This window comes from Streptomyces fradiae (assembly GCF_041270065.1).
Taxonomy (GTDB): Bacteria; Actinomycetota; Actinomycetes; order Streptomycetales; family Streptomycetaceae; genus Streptomyces.
On record NZ_CP065958.1, the window covers coordinates 819,642 to 834,230 of the forward strand.

At 73.7% G+C, this 14,589-nt stretch carries 12 protein-coding genes; 4 read left to right on the forward strand and 8 right to left on the reverse strand.

Going from position 1 to position 14,589, the window contains the following annotated elements; translation table 11 throughout:
* Positions 1-97: 97 nt before the first annotated feature.
* The 3 genes from JAO84_RS03620 to JAO84_RS03630 are packed head-to-tail and all read right to left on the reverse strand — an operon-like array spanning position 98 to position 3,394.
* Positions 98-1,018 carry a serine hydrolase gene (locus tag JAO84_RS03620; RefSeq protein ID WP_370410322.1) on the reverse strand — a complete coding sequence of 307 codons (921 nt, stop codon included), beginning with the start codon at positions 1,016-1,018 and terminating at the stop codon, positions 98-100.
* A complete protein-coding gene (locus tag JAO84_RS03625; protein WP_370410324.1) occupies positions 1,015-1,962 on the reverse strand; it encodes a serine hydrolase in 948 nt (315 codons plus the stop codon). Before JAO84_RS03625 ends, JAO84_RS03620 begins: the two co-directional genes overlap by 4 nt.
* Before the next feature lie 22 nt (positions 1,963-1,984).
* Positions 1,985-3,394, reverse strand: coding sequence for a serine hydrolase domain-containing protein (locus JAO84_RS03630; RefSeq protein ID WP_370410325.1), 1,410 nt, complete (start codon positions 3,392-3,394; stop codon positions 1,985-1,987).
* Between the two features lie 198 nt (positions 3,395-3,592).
* On the opposite strand from JAO84_RS03630, the gene JAO84_RS03635 reads away from it, so the two are divergent.
* Positions 3,593-4,180 (forward strand): isochorismatase family protein, encoded by a 588-nt coding sequence (locus JAO84_RS03635; protein WP_370410327.1) that lies wholly within the window; start codon positions 3,593-3,595, stop codon positions 4,178-4,180.
* Between the two features lie 67 nt (positions 4,181-4,247).
* Here the strand turns inward: JAO84_RS03635 and JAO84_RS03640 are convergent, their stop codons facing one another.
* Positions 4,248-5,870 carry a PucR family transcriptional regulator gene (locus JAO84_RS03640; protein ID WP_370410329.1) on the reverse strand — a complete coding sequence of 541 codons (1,623 nt, stop codon included), beginning with the start codon at positions 5,868-5,870 and terminating at the stop codon, positions 4,248-4,250.
* Positions 5,871-5,939: 69 nt separating this feature from the next.
* A complete protein-coding gene (locus JAO84_RS03645) occupies positions 5,940-6,683 on the reverse strand; it encodes an aspartate/glutamate racemase family protein (protein ID WP_370410330.1) in 744 nt (247 codons plus the stop codon).
* Positions 6,684-6,954: 271 nt separating this feature from the next.
* Here JAO84_RS03645 and JAO84_RS03650 point away from each other — a divergent pair, with 271 nt between their 5' ends.
* Complete coding sequence (locus JAO84_RS03650; RefSeq protein WP_370410332.1) at positions 6,955-8,301, forward strand: aspartate aminotransferase family protein; 1,347 nt, start codon at positions 6,955-6,957, stop codon at positions 8,299-8,301.
* A 14-nt stretch (positions 8,302-8,315) separates the two neighbouring features.
* Here the strand turns inward: JAO84_RS03650 and JAO84_RS03655 are convergent, their stop codons facing one another.
* Both JAO84_RS03655 and JAO84_RS03660 read right to left on the reverse strand, forming a co-directional pair.
* Entirely contained in the window at positions 8,316-8,834 is a 519-nt protein-coding gene (locus tag JAO84_RS03655) for a universal stress protein (protein ID WP_370410334.1), read from the reverse strand.
* Between the two features lie 5 nt (positions 8,835-8,839).
* Positions 8,840-10,141, reverse strand: coding sequence for an SLC13 family permease (locus tag JAO84_RS03660; protein WP_370410336.1), 1,302 nt, complete (start codon positions 10,139-10,141; stop codon positions 8,840-8,842).
* A 151-nt stretch (positions 10,142-10,292) separates the two neighbouring features.
* Between JAO84_RS03660 and JAO84_RS03665 the strand changes: the two genes are divergently transcribed.
* Entirely contained in the window at positions 10,293-12,476 is a 2,184-nt protein-coding gene (locus JAO84_RS03665; RefSeq protein ID WP_370410338.1) for a glycoside hydrolase family 9 protein, read from the forward strand.
* Between the two features lie 167 nt (positions 12,477-12,643).
* Here the strand turns inward: JAO84_RS03665 and JAO84_RS03670 are convergent, their stop codons facing one another.
* Positions 12,644-13,336, reverse strand: coding sequence for a phosphatase PAP2 family protein (locus JAO84_RS03670; protein WP_370410340.1), 693 nt, complete (start codon positions 13,334-13,336; stop codon positions 12,644-12,646).
* Between the two features lie 327 nt (positions 13,337-13,663).
* On the opposite strand from JAO84_RS03670, the gene surE reads away from it, so the two are divergent.
* Positions 13,664-14,584 carry a 5'/3'-nucleotidase SurE gene (gene surE, locus JAO84_RS03675; protein ID WP_370410342.1) on the forward strand — a complete coding sequence of 307 codons (921 nt, stop codon included), beginning with the start codon at positions 13,664-13,666 and terminating at the stop codon, positions 14,582-14,584.
* Positions 14,585-14,589: the final 5 nt, after the last annotated feature.

Sequence of the window (14,589 nt, forward strand, 5' to 3'; positions counted from 1 at the left end):
AAACCCGGCGTCCGGCACGAAGACACGTCGGCCCCGGACCGCGGGCGGGGCGGTCCGGGGCGGGCGGCGACGAGCCGGTGGCACGGCGGGGTGCTCGTTACGTCCGGGGGCGGAGGTGGTCGACGGCGAGCCGGGCGGCGCGGCCGATGGCACGGTCGGCGAGCGGCTGGCGCGTGACCGCCGTCGAGGTACGGAGGAAGACGCCGACCGCGTACCGCTTGCCGTCGGGATACGCGACCACGCCGGCCTCGTTGCGTACGGCGAAGTCGGTGCCGGTCTTCCCGGCGAGCCGCACGCCCGCCTCGGGGAAGCCGGAGACGAGCCGGTGCTGCCACACCTGTTGGCCCATGATGTCCCGGACCTCGGCGCAGGCGGCCGCCGGACCGGCCTCGTCGCGCCAGATCGCGGCGAGCAGCGCGGTCACGTCGCGCGGTGTGCTGGACGGGCCGGTGCCGGGGGCGCAGGCCCGGAGGGCGAGCAGCCGTGCGTCGGGGACGCCGGAGAGCTGGTCGTCGAGGGAGCGGTCCGGGTCGAGCCCGAGCTCGTGGCGGATGTCGTCGTCCAGGGCGGCGCAGGAGGAGAAGCCGAAGTCCGGGAAGCCGAGCTCGTCGAGCGTCGCGCGGACCCGGTCGGCGCCGACGACGTCCAGGAGGAGGTCGGTGGCCGCGTTGTCGCTGATCGTCATCATCATGAAGGCGAGGTCGCGGGCGCTCATCTCCACGTCGTACGCGCAGCCGTCGGTGCCGCTGCCGCCGGCCCGGTAGGCGGCCGTGACCGTGTGGCGCAGGGCCGGGTCGAGCCGCCCGGCCGCCGCCTGGCGGGCGTACTCCAGGGCGATGGGGATCTTGAAGACGGAGGCGAGCACGACCTGGGCGTCGGCGCCGTGGCCGAACTCCTCGCCCGTGTCGATGTCCCGGGCGTGCACGAAGCCCTCGACTCCCGCCTGGGCGAAGGTGTCCGCGAGCGCGGCGCGGGTCCGGTCGGCACGGGCGGACCGCAGGGCGGCGGCGGTGGTCATGTCGTCTCCTGGGAAGCGGATACGGATGCGGTGGTGGCGGCCGGCGGGCGGCGCAGGTGGTCGACGGCGAGCCGGGCGGCGCGGCCGATCGCCGCGTCGGCGGCGGGATTGCGTCCGCCGAGGGCGGGGGTGCGCAGAAAGGCGGCGACGGCGTAGCGGCCCCCGTCGGGGTACTCGACGACGGCGGCCTCGTTGAGGACTCCCCACAGGGAGCCGTTCTTCGCCGCGACGCGCACGTCGGCGTCGAAGCCGGCCGCGAGGCGGTGCACGGAGAGCTGATGACTCATCAACTCCCGTACCTCGGCACAGGCTTCGGCCGGTCCGGCCCGGTCCCGCCAGATCGCGGCGAGCAGCGAGGTGATCTCGCGCGGCGTGCTGGCGGCGGACCGCGTGGGGTCGAGCATGGCCAAACCCCTGATCCGGTCCTCGCTCACCTGGTCGAGCTGGGCGTCCAGGTCGCCCTCGGGGTCCAGGCCGAGTTCGGCCCAGACCGGGTCCCACAGCTCGCGGTAGCGCCCGACTGGCAGCCGCGGACAGCCGAGTTCGGCGGCCACGGCGCGCACCGCGTCGGTGCCGAGCAGCTCCATGAGCTTGTCGGTGGCCGCGTTGTCGCTCATGGAGAGCATGAAGAAGGCGAGGTCGCGGGTGGACAGGGTGACGTCGTGCCGACAGCTGTCGGTGCCGATGCCGCCGCCCTCGCGGTTGGCGCCGGTGACGGTGTGGCGGGCGGCCCGGTCGAGGGCGCCGGCGGCGGCCTGGCGGGCGTACGCGAGCGCGACGGCGATCTTGCGGATCGAGGCGACGATGACGGGCGCGTCGGCGCGGAAGGCGAACTCGCGGTCTCCGTCGACGTCTTGGGCATGGACGAAGCCCTCGACTCCGGCCTCGCCGAAGACCGCCTGGACGGCAGTGGTCACCTCGTCGGTGGTGGAGAGTGGTGCCATGGGTGGTCCAATCGTGCGGAGTTCAGCCGACCTTCGGGGTCGCGCGGCCGCTGTAGTGGAGGTAGGAGGGCCCGTCGGGGCGCTGCTCGAACACCACCGCGTCCCATACGGAGTCGGAGCCGGAGCCGGTATCGGAGTCGGATTCGCCTTCCTCGCGGCCGACGAAGGTCGTCGCGTCGACGGCGACGAGGTCGAGGGTCCGGGAGCGGGCGAGGCCCACGAGGATTCCGGTGGGTTCGGTGCGCAGACGGAGCCCGCCCTCGTGGGCGGTCACGTGGATGCGGCTGCCGGCCCGCTCGTACACGCCGGTGATGGGCTCGACGTCCACGGTGACGGGCTGCTCGGGCGGCGCGAGCGGGGCGGGCACCGCGATGCCGTGCAGGTCCCGGAGCAGCTCGGTGACGAGCCGCTGCTGGAAGTCGACGCTCCGGCCGCCGTTGATCAGCGCGGCAACGACGGTCCCCGTACCGGGCAGGAGCCAGAGGGCGGCGTGCTGGCCGATGGTGTCGCCGGTGTGCGAGGCGAGCTGGTGCCCGTCCCACTCGTCCAGGCTCCAGCCGATGCCCCACTGCCGGCCGCCGGCGTACGGGTTGGGCACGTCGACCTGTGCCTGCCGCAGGGCGCCGGGGTCGGCCAGGAGCGCGCCCGGGGTGAGATGGGCACGGCCGAAGGCGACCACGTCGGCGGCACGTGCGCAGATCAGGCCCGCGGGTCCGACGGACCGGGGCAGCCCCCACTGCGGCACCACGGCGCCGTGCTCGTCGTGGCCGACGGCGGCACCGAAGCGGAGGACGTCCTCCGGCAGCGTCCAGGTGTGGGTCAGTCCGAGCGGCTCGCAGATCTGCTCGCGCAGGGCACGGTCCCAGACGGTGCCGGTGAGCCGTTCGACGACCCGGCCGGCGATGACGAAGCCGGAGTTGCAGTACGAGTGGGAGTCGCCGACCGGGAAGGTCTGCTCCAGGTCGGCGCACGCCTCGACGTACCGCCGCAGGCAGTCGTCGCCGCGGCCGGTGTCGAGGAACAGGTCGCCGTCGATGCCCGAGGTGTGGGTGAGCAGATGGCGCAGGGTGATCGCCCCGGTGGCGTGCGGGTCCCGCACCGTGAACTCCGGGAGGAGCTCCGCGACGGGGGTGTCCAGGGTGATGCGCCCGTCCTCGACGAGGAGCATCAGCTGGGTCGCGGTCCACACCTTGGTGACCGAGCCGATCTGGAACAGCGAGTCGGTACGTACGGGGGCGGCGGTGGCGGTGTTCAGGACGCCGGTGGCGCACTCGTACAGCTCGCCGTCGTACCAGAACGCCAGGCTCACCCCCGGCACCCCGCAATCGGCGGCGAGCGCCGCGAGACGGCCGGCCCAGTGCTCGACGTCGGCCCTGCCGGCACCACCGGCCCTACGGGCCTTGTCGGCTTCGCCGACTTCGTCGCCCTTCACAGGCGTCCTCCATGTGGCTCGATGCGACTCCATGAACGTGGCTGGAAGCGTACGTCCGCGGGGCACTCGAAGGGTTGGTGCGACGGTACGAAGACGCAGGTCCGGGCTTGTCCCGGCGGACGACTCCGGGCGGCGGCGGCGTTCCTAGGGTGGCCAGCACCCGACCCCGACTTCCCGACCCACGGAGACGAGACGACGATGCCGCTGATCGAGCGCGACGACTGCGCCCTGGTGATCATCGATGTACAGAGCGACTTCTACCCGCCGAAGCGGCTCGACGTGGACCGGCAGCGGTTCCACGACATGGTGCGGCGCATCGCCTGGATCACCTCCGTAGCCGATCGCCTGGAGATCCCGGTCGTGGTGACCGAGGAGGACCCCCAGGCCAGCGGGCACACCGTCCCGGAGATCCGCGAGGTGCTGCCGGCCAAGGCGGTCACCCTGCCGAAGAACGCCTTCGCCGTGTGGGACAACCCCGACATCGCCGCCGCGATCGAGGCCACCGGCCGAACCACCATGATCCTCGTGGGCATCGAGACGGACATCTGCGTGGCCCACTCGGCGATCCAGCTGCACCACGCGGGCAAGCGCGTCGTGGTCGTGGACGACGCCGCGTACTCCCCCGGTCAGGCCCACGAGCGGGGGCTGCGGCGCCTGGCCGGTCACGGCATCGAGACGCTGTCCACGAAGGAGCTGTTCTACGACTGGGTGCGCACCATCCAGGCGGCGGACACCTTCCACGACACCCACGCGGACCTGACGGTCCCGCCGGGCGTCCGCCTCTGAGTGACGTCCTCGCAGGTGAACGCGGCTCCTCAGCTCGGGCTCCGATCTCAGCTCGGTCCGAGGAGTCTCAGCTCGGTCCGAGGAGCCGCAGCTGCAGCATCGCGGCGAACCGCGCCGCCGGGTCCTGGAGGTCCAGCTCCCCCACCTCCGCCACCCGGCGGATCCGGTAGCGGAAGGTGTTGGGGTGGACGAACACGCTCGCCGAAGCCGCGATCACGTCCCCGAACGCGTCCAGCCACGCCCGCAGGGTCTCGACCAGGTGGGCGTTGTGCTTGGCGTCATACGCCACGAGCCGGGCGAGCGGGCCCGACAGCTCGTCCCGGTTCGCGACGGCGAGGTCCCGCATCTCGATCAGCAGGGCGTCGACGTACACGTCGGCGATCGAGGCGGCGCGCCTGCCGGTCGCGCCCGTGAAGAGGACGCGCAGCGCCCGGTCGGCGTTGGCCCGGGCGCGCGGAAGCGCGGCGGGCTCCTCGGCGACCGAGCCGATCCCGATGACGGCACCGGCCCGGTCGCCGGTGCGGGCCAGGAAGTTCGAGGCCACCTGCAGGGCCCGGTCCCGGGCGTGGGAGGTGGTGTCGGGCACCGGGAACAGCGCGTACGCCACGTCGCCGAGCAGCGCCACGGCGGAGCGCGGCTGTACGGCGGTGAGGTGGACCGCCAGCGCGGAGGCCAGCCGCTGGCGCTCGGCCGTGACGTGGGCGTGGTCCTCGCCCTCCTCGGGTGCGAGACCCATGGCCATGACCAGGGTGGGTTCGTCGACGAGCCCGAGCCGGCCCAGCGCCTCGACGGCCCCGGCCCCGCCTTCCAGGGCGGTCGTGACGAGGTCGGCGCGCAGCCGGTTCTCGGCGTCCGTACCCGCCCGGAAGCGCAGCATGTGGAGGGCGACGAGCTTGGCCGCCTCCAGGAAGGCCTGCTCTCGCTCCGGGGTGAGGGGCTTGCGCAGCGCCGCCCACACGGATCCGAGGAACTCGTCGCCGGCCCGGACCGCGACCGCAACGCGCGGCAGCGCCACCTCGTCGCCGAGGGTCGGCGCGGGGACGTGCACCAGGCCCTCGCTGCGGTACAGCTCCTTGAAGACGCCGTCCTCCTCGTGGAGGCGCAGATAACGCTCGGGCACCTGGCGGGCCAGGATGCTCTCCACCCGGGGCGCGTCCGCCTCGTCCTGGCGTCCGGAGAAAGCGAGGATGCGGGACCGGCGGTCCTCGATGGTCACGGGGGCGTCGAGCAGCGTGGCGATGGCGTTGGCCAGGGCGAAGAGGTCCCCGGACGGCACCCCGCCCAGGGTCTGCTCCTCCCCCTCCCCCACATCGCCCTCGGCGAGCTGGGTACGCAGCATCGCTGCCAGCTGGGCCCAGGAGGCGCCGCGGGTCAGCGCGAGCAGCGCGACGCCGGTCTCGCGCACGACCGTCTCCAGTTCGTCGGCGTCGTCGACGGGCCCGCGGACGACGAGCGCGGTGGCGTCGAGCGCGGCGAGGTACCGCAGCAGCCGGCCGATCTGCTCCGTGCCGTGGACGCCGACGCCGAGGACGATGGCGTGCTCGGGGTAGTGCTGCTCGTCGTACGGGTCGTGGATGCCGACGCCGCCGATCTCCCCGGCCGTGTCGGGATCCCCGTGCAGCAGGTCCAGGAGGGTGTGGCCGAAGTCCTCGAGCACCCGGTTCAGGCTCCGTGCGGGGTGCGTCGACATGTGCCTGATCATCTCCGCAGGTTAGGACGTGCGCGCCCCTGCGATGTGGTGCGTGACGACGAGGATACGTCAGCCGCTTCGTACCCCGGTACGAACCGGGGCTGTGGGCTTCCACAGACGGGCGACGGCGGCCTCGGCGAGGGCGTCGGTCGAGTCGACCAGCGGCAGCACCCGGGAGGCCGCGCCGCTGATCAGCGGGATCTCGGTGCAGGCGGCGACGACCGCCTGGGCGCCCTGCTCCTTGAGGGTCCCGGCCGCCTCGGCGATCCACTGCTCGGGCCCTGCGGGGTCGCCGCCCCGCTTCACCGCGCGGATGGCGGCGTCCACGTACTCCTTCTGCACGGGGTCGGGCACCTGGACCACAGCGAGCCCGAGCCCGGCGCCGGCCCGCTCGTACAGACCGGTCAGGCGGGTGCCGCGGGTCGCCAGGACGCCCACCCGTTCGAGCCCGGGGGCGCGGCGGGCCGCCGCTTCGAGGGCGGCCCTGATCATGTCGAGGACTTCGACGCCGGTGGCCCTGGACAGCTGCTCGACGTAGGCGTGCGCGGTGTTGCAGGGGACGGCGATGCAGCTGACGCCCGCGCGCTGGAGCCAGCGGGCGCCCTCGACCAGGGCGGGCACGGGCGACGGTCCCTCGCCGAGCAGCGCCGCGGTGCGGTCGGGGACGGCGGGGTCGGCCCACATGAGGACGGGCAGATGGGCCTGATCGGAGCCGGCCGGGGTGCGCTGGACGAGCCGCCGGTAGAAGTCGGCCGTGGCGAGCGGACCCATCCCGCCGAGGATGCCGAGGGTGGGGCGGGCGGCGTGGCGCATGGGGGACCTTTCGTTCTTCCCGCCGTCGTCCGCGGGACCTGCGGCGATCGTGGTCCGCCGGGCTGCGCCGGGCATCGTCGCCGATTCCGAAAACCGTCTCCCGGATTCGTACGGGATGCCAGAACGCCCCTCGCGCGCGGACCGGTTGGGCCGCGCGGACGAACCGGACACCCCAGAGCCGTACTGGAGACCGAACTCCGCCGCCCGGGCGCCGGATTCACTGACGCTCGGCCCCCGACGGGCCTGCTGATCGTCAACGCGAAGGTCCACCATGCACACGTACGACCCTGCTCTCACCGACCTCGTCGTCGCCTCCCTGCGCGACCGCCTCCTGAACCGGCCCCGGCTCAACCACCCGGGCGAGGCGGACAAGCTCGACAGGATCCTGGCAGGGCTGATCGGGCCCGAGGGCAACGATCCGGCGGCGGTGCTGCGGCTGTGGGAGGAGCAGCTGGCGCCCACCGTGATCGCGGTCGACAGCCCCCGCTTCCTGTCCTTCGTGCCCGCCGCCCCCACCCAGGCCGCCGTCCTGTTCGACACGCTCGTCTCCGCCGCGTCGGCCCAGGGCGTCTCATGGCTCCTGGCCTCCGGCCCGATCGCCGCCGAGAACCAGGTGCTGCGGCTGCTCGCGGATCTCGCCGGAATGCCGGACGAGGCCGGCGGGTGCTTCGTCTCCGGCGGCTCCGCCGCGAACCTCTCGGCCCTCGTCACCGCACGCGACACCGCCCGGCGCCGCCGCGGCCTCGGCCCGTACGACCGGGTCCGGTTCGCCGTGTCCGACCAGGCCCACTCCTCCATCGGCAACGCCCTGCGCATCATCGGCGTCGAGACCTTCCCGGTGCCGGCCGAGGACCACCGGCTCACCGGCGACGCGCTGCGCGCCGCGCTCCTCGCCGACCCCGATCCGTCCGATGTCATCGGGGTGGCGGCGACCGCCGGGACGACGAACGCCGGGATCATCGACGACCTCGCCGGAATCGCCGCCGCCGCACGGGACTTCGGCCTCTGGTTCCACGTCGACGGAGCGTACGGCGGCGCCGGGCTCCTCGCCCCGAGCGTCCGGGACCGCTACCGGGGCGTCGAGCACGCCGACTCCCTCGTCGTCGACCCCCACAAGTGGCTGTTCGCCCCCTTGGACTGCGCCGCCCTGCTCTATCGCGACCCGCGCCTGGCCAGGGCCGCCCACACCCAGGACGCCTCCTACCTCGACGCCCTGCACACGGACGACGCCGCCCAGTGGAACCCGAGCGACTACGCGCACCACCTGAGCCGCCGTGCCCGGGGCCTCCCCCTGTGGTTCTCCCTCGCCGTCCACGGGACCCGCGCCTACGGCGAGGCCATAGAGCGGGCGCTCACCCTGGCCCGCGCCACCGCCGCCCTCGTCCGGAACACCCCGTACCTCGAACTCGTCCGCGAACCCGAGCTCTCCGCCGTCCTCTTCCGCCGCGTCGGCTGGACCGTCGGGGAGTACACGGAATGGTCCGCCCGCCTCCTCGCCGGTCAGACCGCCTTCGTCGCGCCGACGGGCTGGGAGGGCGAGACCGTCGCCCGGTTCGCCTTCCTGCACCCCGAGACCAGCCTGGAGACGGTCGAGGAGGTCGTGGCCACGATGGCCTGAGTACGCCGGTGCGCTCAGGCGGTGTGAGGCGGAGGAGGCGGCATGGCCGGGAGCCCCGGCGGGGGCTCGGGCCACACGAGCAGGACCGGGCAGGGGGCGTGGTCGACGACGAAGCGGGCGGCGGGGCCGAGGCTGTGCGGTCCCAGGTGGGTGCGGTCGCCGTCCCGCGCCAGGATCAGCAGCTCGCTTCCCTCGGCCGCGGCGACGACCTCGTGCTCGACCCGCCCGGTCCGCTCGGTACGGGTGCAGGGGCGGCCGAGCCGTTCGGCGGCGTCCTGGAGGAGCTGCCGCGCGGAGGCGGCGGCGAGCTGCTCCAGGCGCGTGCCGGGGTCCCTGCCCCAGCCCTCGCCCGGGCGGTGCTCCTCGGGGTGGCCGCGGCCGAGGAGTCCGGCGAAGGCGCCGTGTGCCGCGCCCGGGACGTCGGCGGGGGTGACGTGCAGGAGGACGACGTTGGCGTCCGCCGGGGTGTGCGCCCGGGCGGCGTCCACGCAGGCGGGCCAGGTGCCCTCGACGATCCAGACGACCACGGCCATGGGTGTCAGCCTCCTCCGATGACGGTCAGCGAGAGCCACAGGGCGAGCACGGCGGCGACCAGGCTCGCGGGTACCGCGTACACGCCGAGCCGGGTGAACTCCTTGAGCTCCACCTCGCCGTCGTGTGCGTGGACGATACGCCGCCACAGCAGGGTGGCCAGGGAGCCGGCGTAGGTGAGGTTGGGCCCGATGTTCACCCCGAGCAGGACGGCCAGGACGGCCCCGGGGCCCAGCGGGGCGGTCAGCGGCAGCAGCACGAGCACCGCGGGCAGGTTGTTGATGACGTTCGCGAGGACGGCGGCCAGCGCGGCGAGGGCGAGCAGCGCCGGCAGCCCCGTGCCCTCGGGGATCAGCTGTCCCAGGGCGTCGTCGAGGCCGTTGTCCACCACCGCCAGGACCACGATCCCGAGGGCCAGGACGAAGGCGAGGAAGGGCACGGAGGCGGCGCGGACCAGCGCCCGGGGCGTGGTCCGGCGCCGGATCAGGGCCCGTACGGCGAGGGCCAGGGCACCCGCCAGGGCGGCCCACGCCGGGTCGACGCCGACCGCCGAGGTCAGTACGAAGCCGGCCAGCGTGCACCCCACGGTCACGAGGGCGAACAGCGGCAGCGGCGGCGGTTCCACGGCGGCGGGGGCCTGCGCCCCGGCGTCCAGGTCGGTGGCGAAGAAGCGCCGGAAGACCAGGTACTCGACGCCGATCGCCGCCGCCCACGGCAGGGCCATCAGCGCGGCGAACCGGGTGAAGGTCAGCCCGCTGGCCGCGAACGCGAGCAGGTTGGTGAGGTTGGAGACGGGCAGCAGCAGGGAGGCGGTGTTCGACAGGTGGGTGCAGGCGTACACGTGCGGTTTGGGACGGGCGCCGATACGGGCCGCGGTGGCGAACACCACCGGGGTGAGCAGCACCACCGTGGCGTCCAGGCTGAGCACGGCCGTGATCGCCGACGCGGCCAGGAACACCTGGGCGAGGAGCCGGCGTGGCCGGCCCGCCGCCGTCCGCGCCATCCACGCCCCGCACGCCTGGAACAGCCCCTCGTCGTCGCAGAGCTGAGCCAGCACCAGTACGGCCGCCAGGAAGCCGATCACCGGCCCGAGCCGTGCCGCCTCGGCCAGCGCGTCGTCGAGGGAGACGGCCCCGGTGGCGACCACCAGGGCCGCGGCCGGGACGGCGACGACCGCCTCCGGCCAGCCGAAGGGGCGGATGACCGCGCAGGCGAGCACGAGGACGAGCAGGGCCGCGGACAGCGTCTCCGCGAGCTGGGGGTTCAGGATCCGGTCCTTCCTCGGCGGCGGACCGACCGCCCGCACCATCGCACGGAACGCTACCCCCTCGAAGATCGCGCCCCGCGCACGCGGGAGAGGCCGGCCTCGCGAGGCCGCGCCGGGCCCCGTTGACGGTGCCGTCAGCCGTTACTACTGTGCGCTCCGGATCCAATGGGAGCGCTCCCACGCACTCCTTGTCATGCTCACCCCATACAGCCGTCCGAAGGAGCCCCTCGTGCCACCCTCTCGCTCGTTACGCCGCTCCGCCGCCCTGCTGACGGGCGTCCTCCTGCTCGGCGGCCTCATGACCGCGCCCGCCGTCGCGGACGTCCGAGCCGCCGCCGCGGCGACCGCCGCCGTACGTGTCAACCAGGTCGGCTATCTGCCGGACGGCCCGAAGCGCGCCACGGTCGTCACCACGGCGGCACAGTCGCTCACCTGGCAGCTGCGCAACGCGTCCGGGACCGTGGTGGCCTCCGGCTCGACCGTCCCGCACGGCACCGACACCCCCTCCGGCCAGTCGCTCCAGGTGGCCGACTTCTCCTCGTACCGGGAGCCGGGCGCGGGCTACGTCCTGGCGGTGGACGGCAGCAGCAGCGTGCCGTTCGACATCCGCGCGGACCTCTACGACGCGCTGCGCTCCGACTCCATGGCCTTCTTCCACCACCAGCGCAGCGGCATCGCCATCGACGCCTCCCTGGTGGGTTCGGCCTACGCCCGTCCGGCCGGGCACCTCGGCGTCGCCCCCAACAAGGGCGATGTCTCCGTCCCCTGCCAGGCCACCGTGTGCGACTACACCCAGGACGTCAGGGGCGGCTGGTACGACGCGGGCGACCACGGCAAGTACGTGGTGAACGGCGGCATCTCCGCCTGGCTGGTCGTCGGTTCCTTCGAGCGGGCGAAGCGGGCGGGGCAGGAGCAGGCGCTCGGCGACTCGACCCTGCGGGTCCCCGAGCGCGGCAACGGCACGCCGGACGTCCTGGACGAGGCGCGCTGGGAGCTGGACTTCCTGATGCGGATGCAGGTGCCCGAGGGCCGTCCGTACGCGGGCATGGCCTTCCACAAGGTCCACGACGCGGCCTGGACCGGCATGCCGATGCGCCCCGACCAGGACCCCCAGGCCCGCGAGCTGCACCGCCCGTCCACGGCGGCGACGCTCAACCTCGCGGCGGCCGCCGCGCAGTGCGCCCGGGTCTTCCGGCCGTACGACTCCGCCTACGCGGACCGCTGCCTGTCGGCCGCCCGGCGCGCCTGGACCGCGGCTCAGGCCAACCCCGCCCTGTACGCGCCGGCTTCGGACAGCACGGGCGGCGGAGCCTACGACGACACACGGGTCACCGACGAGTTCTACTGGGCGGCCGCCGAGCTGTACGCGACGACCGGCGAGAGCGCCTATCGGGACGCGGTCACCTCCTCGCCCTGGCACACCTCGTCCGACGCCTTCAGCGCGTACGGCTTCGGCTGGGCGGACACGGCCGCGCTGGGGCGGCTCACCCTGGCCACGGTCCCCAACGGGCTGCCCGCCACCGACGTGGCCCGGGTCCGCGCCTCGGTGACCTCGGCCGCCGACGTCCACCTGTCCCGGATGGCCGCCCAGGGCTACGCGGTGCCGACGCCGGCGGACGGCTACTTCTGGGGCTCGAACGGCAACATCGCCGACAACGCGATCGTCATGGCCGTCGCCGGTGAGCTGACGGGCGACGCCCGCTACCGCACCGGGGCCCTGGAGGCGATGGACTACCTGCTCGGCCGCAACGCCCTCGGCCGGTCGTACGTGACCGGCTACGGCGAGACCTCCGCCCAGAACCAGCACCACCGCGTCTGGGCCCACCAGTTGGACGCCTCGCTGCCCCACCCGCCGGCCGGCTCGCTCGCGGGCGGCGCCAACAGCGGGCTCCAGGACCCGGTGGCGCTGGAGAAGCTGGCGGGGTGCGCGCCGGCCGCCTGCTACATCGACGACATCGGCTCGTACTCCACCAACGAAGTGGCGATCAACTGGAACGCCCCGCTGGCCTGGCTCGCCGCCTACGCCGCCGAGCGGCCCGCCGGCGGCGGTGAACCGCCCACCGCGGCCTGCGCGGTGACGTACACGGTGGACAGCGTCTGGAACACCGGCTTCACCGCGACCGTCACGGTCAGGAACACCGGTCCGACCGCCGTGGACGGCTGGCAGCTGACCTGGTCCTACCCGGCCGGGCAGCGCGTCACCGGCGCCTGGAACGCGACCGTCGCCCAGAACGGCACCACGGTCACCGCCCGCGACGCCGGCTGGAACCGCTCGATCGCCCCCGGCGCGACCGCGAGCTTCGGAGTCCAGGGGAGCCACACGGGTGCGAACCCCGCCCCCACCGCCTTCGCGCTCAACGGCGGCACCTGCGCCTGACCCACCTGACGTGCCCGACCCTTCTGGGTGACTCGATCCGGAGGGTCGGGCCGGGCAGGTTCAGCCGGGCCGGTGTCGCCTCGGCGCCGGCCTGGACCCGTCCGGAACCGGCCGGTTCCGGACGCCACGGTCGGCACCCAAGCCGCCCGCCCACGCCCCCGGCCCCCTCAGTCCCACAGCCTGTCCGCCGCCATCCGGATCGCCTCGCGCCGCAGCAGCGGCGCGAAGGCCCACCACACCATCAGCGTGGTACCCGCCCCCGCCAGGACGCCGCCCAGCGAGTCCGTCAGCCACTGGGTGTGCAGCCAGGTCCGGCTCCAGGCCATCGCGCCGACATAGAGGGCGCCGAACGCCCACCACCAGCGCCTGGCCCGGGGAGGGAACACGACGACGGCCGCGGCGATCACGAGCGCGACCGCCGCGAACACCTGCCCCGACGGGAAGGAGCCGTCGTTGACCAGCACGGACGGGTGCGGCGGCCGATCACGGTCGGCGACCGCCTTGAGCAGCGGTACGACGACTCCGCTCGCAAGCACGGCGACGGTGAGGACGAACAGCCCCGACCTCCAACGCCCGTAGACGCAGAGGCAGCCCGCGAACGCGAGCGGCACCATGACGCCGAGCGGACCTCCGAGCACGTCCAGAGCGTTGGCAAGCCCCTGCAGAGCGCCGGCCCGTGGCTCGCCCATGAGCCGCAGCCAGCGGTCGTCGAGCGGCTGAAGGCCGGATGCGCCGGACGCGACGCGCAGGTGGACGCCCGCCGCCAGGACGGCGCAGAGGAGTACGAGCCCGAGGGTCGAAGTCCCGCGCGCCGGAAGGGCGGGGAGGGGTGAGGCTTCAGAGGCGGACGGATCAGGCACGGCATACCTTTCGGAGGCACGGGCGATCGAGGGCTGAGCCGAACGCGGGGATCCCTGGCGGGAGACGGGCGCGCACCGACAGAGGAGACATCGCGCCACAGACGTCGCTCAGCGCAGGAGAATGGGGCGTTTTCGGCCACCGGTGCAAGAGGTACGTGCGCCGCACGCAAAGCCGACGCCTTACCGAGTCCAAATGGTTACACGAGCAACCAATCCCGGAACGAAGGCTGGCGCGGACGTCCCGTCGGTGCTACACAAGTCTCGGATGACACGTGTCACCCATGCCGCCATTTCGGCCATCTCCCCTTCCCCTTCCAGGAGTTACGCATGAGACGACGCACCCGAACGCTGTCACTGGCCGCCGTACTGCTCTGCGCACCCGTTCTGGCCACGGCCGCCCCCGCGACCGCGCAGGTCGCGGCGCACCCCGGGACGGGCGAGGCGAAGCCCCTCAGGATCATGATCACCAACGACGACGGATTCGACGCCCCGGGCATCCGCATCCTGGCCGACCGGCTCACCGCCGCGGGCCACGATGTGACCATCGTCGCGCCTCTGACCAACCAGAGCGGCATGGGAACGAAGATGTCGACGGGCAGCTCCGTGACCGTGCGGCATCCCGGACCCAAGGTGTGGGCGGTCGACGGAACCCCGGGCGACGCCGTGGCGTTCGGGCTCTCCGTCGTCTTCGCCGGCAAGGCCCCCGACCTGGTCGTCTCCGGCACCAACTTCGGAACCAACATCGCCGGCATCGCCAACCACTCCGGCACGGTGGGAGGCGCCGTCGCCGCCCTGGAGGCGGGCGTCCCCGCCTTCGCGGTCAGCACCGGCGGTCTCGCCGCGCCCGTACTGGAGTCGACCGTCAACGCCATGCACCCCACCAGCGACTTCGTCGCCGAGCTCATCGAGCACCTGCGGAAGCGCTCGCCCTCCGCCCGTCTTCTCCCCGACGGCGTCGGACTCAACATCAACCACCCCATCGTCGGCGAGGACGGCAAGGGCCTCGCCAAGGGCGCCGCGGTCACGACGCAGGACGGGCAGCAGATCCTGAAGCCGAACTACACGGACTCCGGGAACGGGACCTGGAAGGTCTCCGTGAGCGTCGATCTGCGGACACCGGCCAAGGGCAGCGACGTGGAGGCGCTCCGCGCGGACAAGGTGTCGCTGACGCCCATGGCCGCCGACTGGAACACCGGGCCCCTCGACGCCGCGAAGACCGCCGCCCTGCTGCGCGGGTTCCGCCCGTAGCCCGT

Excerpts from the sequence above, each read along its gene's own strand:
- JAO84_RS03665 (WP_370410338.1), top strand. The coding sequence starts at position 10,293 with ATGCTCACCCCATACAGCCGTCCGAAGGAGCCCCTCGTGCCACCCTCT.
- JAO84_RS03650 (WP_370410332.1), top strand. The coding sequence starts at position 6,955 with ATGCACACGTACGACCCTGCTCTCACCGACCTCGTCGTCGCCTCCCTG.
- JAO84_RS03625 (WP_370410324.1), bottom strand. The coding sequence starts at position 1,962 with ATGGCACCACTCTCCACCACCGACGAGGTGACCACTGCCGTCCAGGCG.
- JAO84_RS03655 (WP_370410334.1), bottom strand. The coding sequence starts at position 8,834 with ATGGCCGTGGTCGTCTGGATCGTCGAGGGCACCTGGCCCGCCTGCGTG.
- JAO84_RS03635 (WP_370410327.1), top strand. The coding sequence starts at position 3,593 with ATGCCGCTGATCGAGCGCGACGACTGCGCCCTGGTGATCATCGATGTA.
- surE (WP_370410342.1), top strand. The coding sequence starts at position 13,664 with ATGAGACGACGCACCCGAACGCTGTCACTGGCCGCCGTACTGCTCTGC.
- JAO84_RS03660 (WP_370410336.1), bottom strand. The coding sequence starts at position 10,141 with ATGGTGCGGGCGGTCGGTCCGCCGCCGAGGAAGGACCGGATCCTGAAC.
- JAO84_RS03620 (WP_370410322.1), bottom strand. The coding sequence starts at position 1,018 with ATGACCACCGCCGCCGCCCTGCGGTCCGCCCGTGCCGACCGGACCCGC.
- JAO84_RS03645 (WP_370410330.1), bottom strand. The coding sequence starts at position 6,683 with ATGCGCCACGCCGCCCGCCCCACCCTCGGCATCCTCGGCGGGATGGGT.
- JAO84_RS03640 (WP_370410329.1), bottom strand. The coding sequence starts at position 5,870 with ATGTCGACGCACCCCGCACGGAGCCTGAACCGGGTGCTCGAGGACTTC.